This is a genomic window from [Mycobacterium] stephanolepidis (genome assembly GCF_002356335.1).
Taxonomy (GTDB): Bacteria; Actinomycetota; Actinomycetes; order Mycobacteriales; family Mycobacteriaceae; genus Mycobacterium; species Mycobacterium stephanolepidis.
The window spans coordinates 141005-153478 of sequence record NZ_AP018165.1; the positions used below are offsets into that span (position 1 = coordinate 141005).

General features: G+C 63.7%; 16 protein-coding genes. 9 read left to right on the top strand and 7 right to left on the bottom strand.

Annotated features, from left to right (window positions below; all coding sequences use genetic code 11):
* Nucleotide 1 precedes the first annotated feature (1 nt).
* The 3 genes from MSTE_RS00745 to MSTE_RS00755 all read right to left on the bottom strand — a co-directional run bounded on the left by MSTE_RS00745 (nt 2) and on the right by MSTE_RS00755 (nt 2568).
* Nucleotides 2-373, bottom strand: coding sequence for a PE family protein (locus MSTE_RS00745; protein WP_030096139.1), 372 nt, complete (start codon nt 371-373; stop codon nt 2-4).
* A gap of 145 nt (nt 374-518) precedes the next feature.
* Nucleotides 519-869 (bottom strand): metallopeptidase family protein, encoded by a 351-nt coding sequence (locus tag MSTE_RS00750; RefSeq protein WP_030096138.1) that lies wholly within the window; start codon nt 867-869, stop codon nt 519-521.
* A 22-nt stretch (nt 870-891) separates the two neighbouring features.
* Complete coding sequence (locus MSTE_RS00755) at nt 892-2568, bottom strand: septum formation family protein (RefSeq protein ID WP_096498362.1); 1677 nt, start codon at nt 2566-2568, stop codon at nt 892-894.
* Nucleotides 2569-2653: 85 nt separating this feature from the next.
* Here MSTE_RS00755 and MSTE_RS00760 point away from each other — a divergent pair, with 85 nt between their 5' ends.
* The 5 genes from MSTE_RS00760 to MSTE_RS00780 all read left to right on the top strand — a co-directional run bounded on the left by MSTE_RS00760 (nt 2654) and on the right by MSTE_RS00780 (nt 6269).
* Complete coding sequence (locus MSTE_RS00760) at nt 2654-3103, top strand: ankyrin repeat domain-containing protein (RefSeq protein ID WP_162291523.1); 450 nt, start codon at nt 2654-2656, stop codon at nt 3101-3103.
* Between the two features lie 66 nt (nt 3104-3169).
* Complete coding sequence (locus tag MSTE_RS00765; protein WP_096498364.1) at nt 3170-3652, top strand: GAF domain-containing protein; 483 nt, start codon at nt 3170-3172, stop codon at nt 3650-3652.
* A gap of 39 nt (nt 3653-3691) precedes the next feature.
* A complete protein-coding gene (gene serS, locus MSTE_RS00770; RefSeq protein ID WP_096498365.1) occupies nt 3692-4948 on the top strand; it encodes a serine--tRNA ligase in 1257 nt (418 codons plus the stop codon).
* Nucleotides 4949-4953: 5 nt separating this feature from the next.
* Entirely contained in the window at nt 4954-5763 is an 810-nt protein-coding gene (locus tag MSTE_RS00775; protein WP_162291524.1) for a DUF5718 family protein, read from the top strand.
* A gap of 47 nt (nt 5764-5810) precedes the next feature.
* A complete protein-coding gene (locus MSTE_RS00780; RefSeq protein WP_096498367.1) occupies nt 5811-6269 on the top strand; it encodes a nitroreductase/quinone reductase family protein in 459 nt (152 codons plus the stop codon).
* Here the strand turns inward: MSTE_RS00780 and MSTE_RS00785 are convergent.
* Nucleotides 6266-7819 (bottom strand): MBL fold metallo-hydrolase, encoded by a 1554-nt coding sequence (locus MSTE_RS00785; RefSeq protein ID WP_096498368.1) that lies wholly within the window; start codon nt 7817-7819, stop codon nt 6266-6268. The two genes, MSTE_RS00780 and MSTE_RS00785, sit on opposite strands and share 4 nt — an antisense overlap.
* Nucleotides 7820-7938: 119 nt before the next feature.
* Between MSTE_RS00785 and MSTE_RS00790 the strand changes: the two genes are divergently transcribed.
* Complete coding sequence (locus MSTE_RS00790; RefSeq protein WP_231896964.1) at nt 7939-8430, top strand: MarR family winged helix-turn-helix transcriptional regulator; 492 nt, start codon at nt 7939-7941, stop codon at nt 8428-8430.
* Here MSTE_RS00790 and MSTE_RS00795 read toward each other — a convergent pair.
* Nucleotides 8377-8706, bottom strand: a complete 330-nt coding sequence (locus MSTE_RS00795; protein WP_157997601.1) for a hypothetical protein — start codon at nt 8704-8706, stop codon at nt 8377-8379. The genes MSTE_RS00790 and MSTE_RS00795 overlap by 54 nt on opposite strands.
* 11 nt (nt 8707-8717) lie before the next feature.
* Nucleotides 8718-9431 (bottom strand): AAA family ATPase, encoded by a 714-nt coding sequence (locus MSTE_RS00800; protein WP_096498370.1) that lies wholly within the window; start codon nt 9429-9431, stop codon nt 8718-8720.
* A gap of 130 nt (nt 9432-9561) precedes the next feature.
* Between MSTE_RS00800 and MSTE_RS00805 the strand changes: the two genes are divergently transcribed.
* From MSTE_RS00805 to MSTE_RS00815, 3 genes are read left to right on the top strand one after another with little or no spacing between them, the layout of a single operon-like run.
* Nucleotides 9562-10542, top strand: a complete 981-nt coding sequence (locus tag MSTE_RS00805) for an NAD(P)H-dependent flavin oxidoreductase (protein WP_096498371.1) — start codon at nt 9562-9564, stop codon at nt 10540-10542.
* On the top strand, nt 10533-10937 hold the full coding sequence (locus MSTE_RS00810) for a tautomerase family protein (protein ID WP_096498372.1): 405 nt from the start codon (nt 10533-10535) through the stop codon (nt 10935-10937). The genes MSTE_RS00805 and MSTE_RS00810 overlap by 10 nt, the downstream gene beginning before the upstream one ends.
* A gap of 12 nt (nt 10938-10949) precedes the next feature.
* Nucleotides 10950-11681, top strand: coding sequence for a LysR family transcriptional regulator (locus MSTE_RS00815; protein WP_096498373.1), 732 nt, complete (start codon nt 10950-10952; stop codon nt 11679-11681).
* Here MSTE_RS00815 and MSTE_RS00820 read toward each other — a convergent pair whose 3' ends face one another.
* A complete protein-coding gene (locus MSTE_RS00820; RefSeq protein ID WP_096498374.1) occupies nt 11682-12245 on the bottom strand; it encodes a CHAP domain-containing protein in 564 nt (187 codons plus the stop codon).
* Nucleotides 12246-12474 lie beyond the last annotated feature (229 nt).

A 12474-nucleotide genomic window follows, 5' to 3' on the forward strand; every position in this document is an offset into this window, starting at 1 on the left:
TCTATTCCCCCACACCATTGATACGGGCGGCGTTGTGTCGTTCGAGATCGACGAACGCCTGCGAGTTGCGCCGGAACGCCTCGGCAATGCGCTTGAGCTGCTCGATGCCGTCCTTGGCGACCTTCTCGAAGTTCTCGTTGGTCTTCGCGGAGGCATTGGCCACCGCGGTGGACACCTCGTCGCGACCGGCCGAACCGAACTTCGTCGCCTCGAGCTGCTTGTCGAGAGCTTCCTGCAGTCGCTGCGCCATCGCGTCGTACTCGACAGCGGCATCCTTCATGACATCCGGATCGACCTGCAGAACAGTTCCCGGCTGGTTAGCCAGGTCCCAACGGATCTCCTCACGCTGGGCGGGCGCTGGTACGTCAGCCATCTTCTGTCCCCTTTCCCCCACTCGTCTCGCGTCGTCCTAAGGGCAGTTTTGCCCTTTCACTAAAGATGGACGGCGGATCCCTCTATTCGGTTCCATCATTCTCCAAGATTTTTGGATTTTTTTCTAGCAAACCCCAGACGCCCCTTTAGCCCCAGCCCAGCTGGTGTAATCGCTCATCGTCGATACCAAAATGATGGGCGATCTCGTGGATCACGGTGATCGTCACCTCGTCCACCACCTCATGTTCGCTGGAACACATCTCGAGCAGCGGTTCGCGGTAGATCGTGATGGTGTCCGGCAGCGCGCCGGCGTAGAAGCTATCGCGCTCGGTCAGTGCGATTCCCTCGTACAGCCCGAGTAGCTCGGGGTCCTCCGGATTGCGGTCCTGGACCAGCACCACCACGTTGTCGATGGCGGCGGCGAGCTTCGGTGGCACAGCGTCCAAGGCGTCGGAAACAAGTTCCTCGAACCGTTGTTCGCTCATCTGGACGGCCATCAGGCGTCGTGGGCTCGCATAGCTAGGCCGGTCCGGGTGGTGGAGCTCCCGGAGGTGCCTGCCCCGGTGGCTGTCCTTCCATCGGCGGCCCCTCCATGGGTGGGCCGTCCATCGGTGGGCCCGCGGGCGGCGGAGGCGGACCCGCGCCCGGGGGCAGTGTGGTCACGATCGTGTTGCCCGGAGGGTTGCTGGGATTTGGCGCTGCTGAGGACGTAGGCGGTGCAGAGGTCCGAGTCGGCTGTTGTGTCGTTTGCTGAGTCGGTTGTTGGGTGCGGGTGGGCTGCTGCGTATACGTCGGCTGCTGCGTGTAGGTGGGTTGCTGAGTCGGCTGCTGGGTAGGCGCAGGAGTGGTGGATAGCGGGATGGGCGGCATGTTCAGCCGGTCCGCGGGGATGTCCGGCGGCGGCACCGGCGGCTGCCCGTTGATGAGCAGTTGCCCGCTTTTGGCGCTGTTGACCAGGGTCGACCAGGCACCGTTACCGAGCGTGGACCCGATGTTGCAGCTGACCTGACGGCTGCCGGCGGTCCAGCTCGGCAAGGTGATGGTGTTGTACGACAGCGTCAGCGTGGTGGCGCGGAATCCATCGGGGTTGCCCATGTACTCATTGGTCAGACGGTTGCAGTTGTCCTTGATGAACGCGTCCTGGTCAGGCTCGGGCGGTACCGAACCCGGGAACTGCTCTGCCAGGCTCACCGTTCCGGTTATCTCCATGGCATGGGCCCTGTCGCAGTCCACCGGGAGCTCGGTGGGCAGGTTCGTCGTGGGGTCGATACCGACGCAGGTGCCCACCGGCCAGACCTTGGACTGGTCCTGCTCGGCCACCTTGCCGCGGAACAGCTGTTGCTGGTTGTCGGAGCCGGGGAGCTGCAGACCACACAGCACGCGTCGTTCACCCGCTTCGGACCAGCCCTTCTTATCGGGATACAGCATGCCCATGGTGAATCGGCTGTTCGGGTCGTAGCGATCTCCCAGGTAGCGGTTGATGGCGACCTGGCACTGCTCCTGACTGATCTCCTGGATGCGCACCATGCTGGGTGGCTGTGAATCCGGTCCGTACTCGGTGCCGGGGAATGTGCGCAGGTCAATGGATTCGGCGACCTCGAAGCGGTGATCGCTCGCGCAGTCGACAGTGCGAACATCGGCCATCGACGTGGGTGCCGACCAGCTGAGGCAGTCACCGGCCTTCGCCGAGTTGAAGGTGCTGTTGCCCGGAGCGCCGGTGCTCGGCACCGGGTTCGAGTCGATCCTGTTGACCAAGCGGTCCGCCGAGGTCCAACCGTCCGGCAGCGCCTGGGTGAGACCGGCGATGAACAATCCGCCGAAGGTGACGAGCAGCAGGGCACGGTGCGTGGACCGTTCCTTGAGTCCCTCCTTCAAGCCTTCCCACCAGTGCGGCTTGTCCGATGGGGAGTCACTCTCGTCCGCTGCGGGCTCGTCGGTGACGTCGTCCTCGGGTGCGTTCTCGGGGTAGTCCAGGACCTCCGTCTGCGGAGCTTCGTCGGCGGCCACCGATTCGATGTCGGAGTCCGAGGTGACGGGGGTCTCTGGGGCCTGCTCGGCTTCCGCGGGTGGCACGGCGGCAGCCGCGGACTCGGCGTCGGAGTCTGCGGATGTCTCGGTGCCCACCTCGTCGTTAGGGGATTCGTCCGGGGTGGACTCGTCCCGCTCGACCTTCGTGGGTTCGGCTTCGTCGCTCATACTGCAGCCATTGTTACAGGTGACGGTGCGGGTTAGCCCAGCGATGCTGTCCGCATGCGCAGCTAGATTGAACTCTGTGACAACGATGGAACCTGACCGTGATGACGCCGATGAGGCCGGGGACTCTCCAGCGGAGGATGCCGAGCACCAGGCCCGCGTCGCCGAGCAGGTCGCCGCGCTGGCCCACGAACTGTTCGATATGGCCCGGGACGGCAACGCGTCCACCCTGGCCGCCTACCTGGACTCCGGTGCGCCGGTGGACCTGACGAACGAGGCAGGTGACACTCTCGTCATGCTGGCCGCCTACCACGGGAATGCTTCCACGGTGCGGTCGCTGATCGCGCGTGGTGCCGACGTCAACCGTGCCAACGACAAGGGGCAGACGCCGTTGGCCGGAGCAGTCTTCAAGGGCTCCGACGACATCGTCGAGATCCTGGTCGAGGCGGGCGCAGACCCCACCGCCGGGACCCCGTCCGCGCTCGATGCGGCGCGGATGTTCGGCAAAGACGAGTATCTGAGCCTGTTCGGCGTTTAGGCCGCATGCGGATTCACGGTGAACGCAACCCTCGCCGCGGCCGCAGCTGTAGGCGAGCGTTGCTGCGTGTCATCTGCCGAGACCACCCCTCAACTCGCCTCCCTGGCACCGCGGCTCGATGAGGTCGCGCGCCTATTGGGTGTTCGATCGGTGCTGGTCATGCGTTCTGAACCCGGTGCGATGGCTGTCGCCGCCACGGCCGGAGATGCGGCTGAGCACTACGCGGTGGGATCCGTCGGTAAGAAGGCGGGAGATGACCAGAGCAGGGTCCCGCTGTACTGCGAGCAGGTAGTGGATTCCGGTGATGAGGTGTTTGTGCGTGATTCGCGTGTCGACGAGCTGTTCGCGGGCAACGAGGACGAAATCGAGTTCGGCCTCACCAACTACTTAGGGCTTCCCGTTCACAACTCGGCCGGTGAAGTTGTCGGGACGGTGTGTGTGCTCGACGAGGTGGCGCGCGAGTACACGCAGGCGGAGCGCGACGAGCTGACGGGGTTGCGTGCCCAGGTCGAGACGATTGTCCGATCCGATGGGTCGGCACTGGGCTGAAGCGCAGGTGCGGAAACGAGCCCCAGTAGTGTTCAGCGGGTGATCGACCTCAAATTCCTGCGCGAAAACCCCGACGCGGTGCGTGCCTCGCAGCGTCTGCGAGGCGAGGACCCGGCGCTCGTCGACGTGCTGCTCGACGCCGATACGGCGCGGAGGGCGGCGGTGTCGACCGGCGACACCCTGCGTGCCGAGCAGAAGACGGCAAGCAAGAAGGTGGGTCAGGCGACGCCCGAGGAGCGCCCCGCGCTGTTGGCGGCGGCCTCTGAGCTCGCGACGCAAGTCAAGGCCGCCGAGGCCCAGCAGGTTGTCGCCGAGGCCGCGTTCACCGAGGCGCACAAGGCGATCAGCAATGTGGTGATCGACGGCGTCCCGGCCGGGGGCGAGCAGGACTTCGTGGTACGCGAGCTGGTGGGCGAGCCGACTGCTATCGAAAATCCCAGGGACCATGTGGAATTGGGTGAGTCTCTGGGCCTGTTCGATATGGAGCGCGGCGCAAAGGTCTCTGGCGCCCGGTTCTACTTCCTCACCGGTTACGGAGCGCTGTTGCAGCTCGGCCTGCTGCAGCTGGCCGTGCAGACCGCGGTGGCCAACGGCTTCACCCTGCTGATTCCGCCGGTACTGGTTAAGCCCGAAATTATGGGCGGCACAGGCTTTTTAGGTGCGCACGCCGACGAGGTGTACCACCTCGAGGAAGACGATCTGTATCTGGTGGGCACCTCGGAGGTGCCGATCGCCGGGTATCACTCCGGCGAGATACTCGACCTGAACGAGGGTCCGCTGCGGTACGCCGGGTGGTCGAGCTGCTTCCGGCGCGAGGCCGGTAGCTATGGCAAGGACACCCGCGGCATCATCCGGGTGCACCAGTTCGACAAGGTGGAGGCCTTCGTCTACTGCAAGCCCGAGGACGCCGAGGCGGAGCACGGCAAGATCCTGGGCTGGGAACAGCAGATGCTTGCCCACATTGACGTGCCGTACCGCGTCATCGATGTTGCGGCAGGTGATTTGGGATCATCGGCGGCCCGCAAGTTCGACTGTGAGGCGTGGGTGCCGACGCAGCAGGCCTACCGTGAGCTGACCTCCACCTCCAACTGCACCACCTTTCAGGCGCGGCGGCTGGCGGTGCGCTACCGCGACGAGAACGCTAAGCCGCAGACCGCCGCGACACTCAACGGCACATTGGCCACCACCCGGTGGTTGGTGGCCATCCTGGAGAACCATCAGCTACCCGACGGCAGCGTTCGGGTACCCGCGGCCCTGGTTCCCTTCGTCGGAACCGAAGTGCTGGAGCCTAAATGAGCAAGATGTTCGACGTCGAGCTGGACGAGCTGCGTAGTTGGTTCGGCTTCGGGGTCGCCGGGAACTTCGCCGGGCATCTCGAACAGGCTGGGGAATCAGCGGATTTCGTGAACGTCGCCTCAAACGGCGTGGCGCCCAAGGGGATTTTTCCGTGGTACGTACCCGGCGACAACGGATTCCTGGGTCAATTCCCGCTCTCACACGACGAGACGGTGCTGCCCGACAGTGACACCCCGCTGAACCTGCAGATTGAACCCGAGGTGGGCTTGGCCTGCCGCGTGCATTGGCGCGGTGACGTTGTCGCGTCATTGGAACCGTTCGCGCTGGGGGCTTTCAACGACTGCTCGATTCGGCGTCCCAACGCACCCAAGATCAGTTATAAGAAGAACTGGGGTTCGGCGTCCAAAGGCGTTGCACAACAGTTTTTTGAGGTCAGTGACCTCACCCCCGACGGCCCGACAGCGACCTTGCGGCTGAACTGTCACCTGCACACCGCCGACGGGCAGGAACACGAGTACGGCGTGGACAGCCCGCTGCTTGGGTACTCCTACTACGGTGAGGTCCTGCTGGACTGGATCACCGAACGCCTGGACAACCAAAAAGGTTCTGTAGACACGCCGTTGGAGGATGTGGGCGCACTCATGGTGGCCGCTGGGCATCCCGCACATGTGCTGATCGGCATCGGGGCGACCAAGTACACCCCGCTGGGTGAATCCACATATCTACAGGCGGGGGATGAGGCCGTGGTCCGCGTGTACAGCACCTCCTCCGACGAGGCGTCCGAGCTACGGCAGCGGGTTCGTAGCGTCCGCTAGGCGGGAAGGACGGGTTCGCGGCCCCGAGTTCGCGCTAGCGTCGAGACATGACCGAAGGCGTGACCTCGGATACCTACCGGGAGCTTTCTGAGAACGGTGTGCAGAAGCACAACAGCCGGATGATCAGGCTGCTCCGCGAGAACGGCGGCAAGCTGCCCGGAGTGCCCGATGACGAGATGCCGGTGCTCATCCTGACGATCCTCGGCGCGAAAACGGGAATCGAACGGTTGACACCGCTGGGCTACTTCGAGCATGAGGGTCGCAGGTTCATTGTGGGATCCAACGGCGGACAGCAGAAGCCGCCATCGTGGATCTTCAACGTGCGCACCCATCCCACCGTGACCGTCGAGGTAGTTCCGAACATCTACGACGCCGTTGTGCGCGAGCTGGACTCGAGTGAACGCGAACAACTCTTCCCGGTGCTGGTGGCCAGATACGCATTCTTCGGTGACTACCAGGCGCGCATCGAGCGCGTGATCCCGATGTTCGAGTTGATGCCGCTCTAGCCGAGCTTTCTGGAGCGCAGCTCGTGCCCCTTGGAGGTCATGCAGCGGCCGGTCTCCAGGTTCCAGTCCCATCCGTGCAGGTTGCAGGTGAGCGTCTTTCCTTCCACCACACCGAACTTCGAGAGATCGGCCTTGAGGTGCGGGCAGCGCCGCTGGATCTCCCAGCCGTCCAGTGTTATCGAGGCGCTGTCGTCATGGGCCTCGGCGAACCAGCCGTCGGCGTACGCAATGCGCTCGTTGGTGAGGCATTTGAAGAAGGTGTACAGGTACTCGTTGTAACCGCCCACGCGCCAGGCCTTGAAACGGGTGGACAAGAAGATGGTGTTCACCCAGTCGGGCTCATCATCGCGCAGCACGGTGCGGACCAGCTCCGGTGCGATCCCGAACCCGTAGCGGAACTTCTCATTGGGAATGGGTTCACGGACAATGCGTTTCGGAAAGTCGAGCGCCACAATCTCGTCTCCCATGCGCAGCTCCACCGGATAGCCGATGCCATCGCAGATCTGATCGGTTTGCGCCATGATCGGCTCGAACTTGGCACGTAGCGGCCCGAGTAGCGGTTCGCCCTCGGCGGGTGCCCAGGCAGCCTTCTCGGCGGCCAGCACGGGAGCCATCCGCTGCGCGTACTCCTCGATGTAGGCGGCCTTGCCGGCGCCGAAGATGTGTTCGGCCTCCTCGTCGGACACCGGATGCGTCAAAGAATTTAATTCGGAGCCGGTGAAATCCGCAACGGTGCCGGGAATCATCAGTAGGCCCTTGTCGTGGCCGTGCTGGCGCATCTGGTCCAGGAACACCAGCTGGTCCGGGAAGATGTTCGCCGGGTAGCCGTGGTCGTCGTTGAGGTCACGCAGTTCGGCGTCCAGGAAACACGGTGGCCCAGCGGACGGGATGACCCAGGTGGCGCCCACCTGCGCGATGTACTGACGGCAGCGGTCCATTCCGCGCTGCCGCTTCTGAGTGCCGAAGGCTTCTTTGGCGCGGGTGGGCATGTCGTAGACCATCGGGTACCAGATGGCCCCGGAGTACTGCAGCATGTGCACGTCGATGTGCCCGAACTCTTCGGCCAACACGTCAAGATCGACCGGTCGGGCGTCGTTCATATTGAAAGCCGTTGTGGTGCCGTCGAATACCACGAGTCCGGAGTCGCCGATGGGTCCGTCGGCCGGAGCGCGCAACGCGATGATCATGACATCCAGGTCGCCCTTGGGCCCGCTCACTCGGTGCTTCACCGAGTCCTCGGTCTCCACGAACGTGTGGAACCCCAACCCCTCAAGCTCACGCTTCAGATCGGGCACCGGATAGTCGGGCAGCAGCACCACCGCGTCCTTGTTGACGTGCTCGGTCAGGTTCTTCGGGTCGTAGTGGTCCTTGTGCAGATGCGAGACATACAGGTAGTCGCAGTCCCCGAGCCGGTCCCAATCCAGGGTGCTGTTGTCGGGATAGGGAAACCAGGAGGCGAAGTACGCAGGGTTGACCCAGGGGTCGCAGAGGATGCTGCCTGCCGCCGTTTCGATGAAGAATCCGGCGTGGCCGACACTGGTGACTCGCATGAGCCCCAGCCTATCGAGCTGCATATTCTGCGCAAAAAGGTGCAGAAGTCGCACGAAAATGCACCGAAATCCTCTAGAGGACTGCGGGATGATTAGCGAAACTACGTAAAATTGGCCTGGTGTCCACTACAGATGGCCTCACTGCCGACGTCCTTACCGTGATCGCGCGGCTCAACCGCTGGGTGTCCAGCCAGGCAGAGTTGCCCGTACCCACCGGTCAGGCACGGTTGCTGGCCCTCGTCGGCGAGATGGAGGACGCACGAATCTCCGATCTGGCGCAGGCCGACCACTGCAGCCAGCCGACGATGACCGTGCAGTTGAAGCGGTTACAGGACGTCGGGTACGTCGAGCGGCGGGTCGATCCCACGGACAAGCGGGCGCAGCGGATCAAGCTGACCACGGCAGGACGTGAGGCGCTGGTTGCCATGCGGGCCGAGCGGCAAAGCGTGCTGGATCCGTGGCTGAGCACCTTGCCGTCCGATGAGCAGCGCACCCTCGCCGAGGCCGCCGGGATTCTCGAAGGGCTCACGCGCAGGATGGCGGCGCATGCCGACCGCTCACCAGGGCCCGACCACGTACTCCAGCAGGGCCAGGGAGAGCGCGCCCAGTAGGGCGATGACAAACGAAGCGCCGATTGTGTATGTGATGGCTCGTTCGCGGCGCAGTCTTTCTACTGCGATCCCCGCCGCAGCACCTAGACCGCCGATGACGGCGAACCCTCCTAGTACCAGGTAGAAGACGGCACTGAACATCGCGGGCCAGACCGCACTGAAACCGCTGACGTAACCGACCATGGATGCCGGGAACCGATAGACCACGGCGGTCAGCGCAGCGGTGATGGGGCTGAACCCGATCGCGGCCACCGAGCCGACGACCGCACACCGCATGTCTGGCTCCATCATTCGTTCTCGAACAAGTGACGTAGATACGCGCGCGGGTCAGCGAGGAAGCGCTGCCAGTGCCCCACCATCTCCAGGTCATTCCAATCGCATTGCTGCACACCGTCTTGGCCGAATTCCAGGATGGTGGCACCGGGGAAGGCCGCGAGCACGGGGGAGTGGGTCGCCATGATGACCTGAGATCCCGCGGCGACCACGGCGTCCAGCATCGCCATCAATTGCAGGGATGAGGTGAAGGACAGTGCCGCCTCGGGTTCGTCGAGGATGAACAGTCCGCGCTCCATGTCGCGTTCGGCGAGGAACGCCAGAAACGACTCGCCATGCGAGCGCTCGTTGAGCCTGCCCTCGAAGATCTGTTCCGGGGTGCGCTGGTCGACCGTCGTGAACAGCTGGTGCATCGCCTCGGCCCGTAGGAAGCACCCTCCGCCGGGGCGTGGGTGCTCGGCATCGAAGGTGACGGCCCAGTACAGGTCGGTGTCCTCGGTGCCACCGGGCGCGCCCCAGTGCTTGACGGCATAGGGCAGCCGCGAACGCCACGAGGAAGCCACCGCTTCCAGGAACGTGGACTTGCCCGAGCCGTTCTCGCCGACGATGACGGTGACGCCGGTGGTCAATCGCAGGGGTTCTCGAGCGATCTGTGAGATCGCGGGGATCTCCAAATACCAAGCATCGGGCTGCTTTTCACGATCGATCGCGATCTGGCGCAGGATCACGTCTCGATGGTATCGGGACGTGATCTTCTCTCATTGCGGTATGTAATGTGGATTTCGTTCTGAAAAACAGAACGCTCCCATCGTTAGAAACCGTTGGACCTGCGGTTTCTTGTGAACCTACGGTTGAGACATGACATTGAAGACTCGGCTGACCCGATATTTCGGCATCGAGCATCCGGTGGTCCTGGCGCCGATGGATGATGTCGCCGACGCACGCCTCGCCGGTGCGGTCAGCGCGGCGGGTGGCCTCGGCCTGCTTGGCGGCGGTTATACGAACGAGGAGTGGGTTCGCCGGCAGTTCAACCAGCTCGGCGTTGCCGTCGGGTGCGGGTTCATTACCTGGACCCTGAACGGCAACGAGCATGTGCTTGATTTTGTGCTGGAACAGAATCCCGCCGCGATCTTCCTGTCGTTCGGAGATCCCGCGCCTTATGCGGCGCGTATCCGGGCCGCTGGTGTGCCACTGATCTGCCAAGTCCACAACGTCGAGCAGGCTTCCCGAGCCATCGAGGTGGGTGCCGACGTCATCACCGCGCAGGGCGCAGAAGCGGGTGGCCACGGAGCCGGACAACGATCGACGTTCACGTTGGTTCCCGAGATCGTGGATCTTGTCGCGAAAAACGCGCCTCAGGTTCTGGTGCTGGCCGCGGGCGGTGTGACCGATGGACGCGCTCTGGCGGCAGCGCTGGCTCTGGGCGCCGACGGTGTGGTGGTCGGGACCCGGTTCTGGGCATCACAGGAAGCGGCGGTCTCCCGGTCCGCCCAGCAGTACGCCCAACGGGTCGACGGCGACAGCACGATCCGTCAACACGTCTATGACATTGTGCGCGGTAAGGACTGGCCGTCTACCTATAGCGGCAGGGTGCTTCGCAACGGCTTTGTCGACAGATGGCACGGCCACGAGGCCGAACTGGCTGAACATCTCGAGCAGGCTCGGTCCGAATATCAGATCGGTGTGGCTGCCGAGGATTACCGCGTCGCCAATCTCATCGTCGGCGAGGGCATCGGGCAGATACGACATATCGAGAGTGCCGCACACATCGTCCATTCCATGGTGGCTCAGGCCGCCGCCATCAACCCGACATACCAAGGAGTCAGCCCATGCCATTAGTGCGTATCGACGTCACCTCGGATCGATCAGGCGATCAGCGACGCGCCATCGCCGACGCCGTGCACGAAGCCCTGGTCGAAGTCTTGAAAATCCCTGCACGAGACCGATTTCAGATCATCACTGCGCATGAGTCCGCCGACATCATCGCCGAGGATGCGGGGCTGGGGTTCGTGCGATCGGCCCGTGTGGTGATTGTGCACATCTTTACCCAGGCAGGCCGTACCACGGAGACCAAGCAGCGGATCTTCGCCGAGCTGGCTAAGAGGCTAGCCGCCGTCGATGTGGCGGGCGGGGACCTTTTCGTGGCGATCAGTGAAAATGGGTGGTCTTTCGGCTTCGGTAACGCGCAGTACATCACCGGTGAGCTGCCTGTGCCCGCCGCGGCAAGCGCATGATGGGCTCCTGATATGGAGCTCAGCGACATCACGCATTTCCTGGCGGTCGCCGAGGCCGGGGGCATTTCTCGCGCGTCGAAACAGCTTCACACCGTGCAGTCCAACGTCAGCAGCCACATCAAGGCGCTGGAGGACGAGCTCGGTGTCGAGCTGTTTCGACGGCATGCCCGGGGCCTGGCCGCATACGCCGCCGACTGTCCCCGCGTGGATTTCACGCTCACCACGGGTACCACTGCCGAGCTGACCGACATGGTGAACGATCATCGGCTCGACGGCGGATTCATCTGTGGACCCGTCGAACATGACGCTCTCACCACAAATGTGGCCTTCGTCGAAGAGCTGGTACTGGTTACCGCACGACATCACGGCGACGTCCGCGCTGTCTTCGACACCTCGGCACGCATGCTGGTGTTCCGCAACGGGTGTGCCTACCGTGAAAGGTTGCAGGAGATCTTCGCCGACCACGGCAACCCGGACCCTCAGGTTCTTGAATTCGGAAGTCTGGAAGGAATTCTCGGATGTGTCGCGGCCGACATGGGTGTGACGCTGCTTCCGGTCGCTGTTGTCACGGCCTCGCAGCGTGCGCAGGCGCTGCGCGTGCATCAGCTACCGCCGCTGCGGGCGCGAGTCGAGACGCTGTTCATCCGTCGTGCGGACTCGGCTGTCTCACCGGCGATGTCGCAGTTCCTGCGCCATGTGCGGCGTGCCGGTACACCCGCGGCGCTGCGATCGGTCGGCCGGTGACTATTCGTAGCGTCCGTACCCGGTGATACCCGAATCGTCGGCGGCCACGTAGGTCGACAAGCCGACTCCCCGGCCCTCGCCACCACCGACGGTTGTCAGGGTGCCGTTGTCGTTGATCAGCACGATGTTGACATGCTGGCCCTTCGGACTGGGCTCGTCGTACAACACCATGTCGCCCGGCTTCGGCGCGTAATCGGGGGTCTCGTAGCGCCCCTGATCCTTGAGGTAGGCGGTCAGCGTCAACACCCCCGGGATGCGCCAATGCCCGGAGTTCGGGTTGGCGAACGGCTTGCCCGACGCACGCATCACCCAACTGGTGAAGTCGGCGCACCAGGGCTCGTCGTTGCCCTCCGAGTACTTCACCATGCCCGCTTGCTCGGCGTACTCCTGCCCGAGAATCTGCACTACGGCGGTGCGTCCCGGTGACAGCGCAGTGGTGTCGACGACGGGAAACGATGGCGTTGCGGTGCGGGAACGGTAAAAGCCGAGGGCAGCACCTGCCACCACGACAAGGGTTGCGGCCAGGGCTACCAGTAGCAGCGCGCGGCGGGTCGTCAGACGCATGCGATCCAGATTACGGAAATTTGTCGCGAGGCTACTTTCAGTCCTCGGAGTTGACGGGGGCCGGCCGGCGATCGCGAGGAAGGTGTGAACAAGGTACGCAACGCCTAACACCGCTGGTCGTCACCAGCCTCTGGCGTTGTGGCGCTGAGCGTGATCGGGCACCCAGGGGTGCGAAGTTTCACCGCGCAGAATCGGTTGGATGGCCAGGCCTCGTTCTCTGTGTCAATAT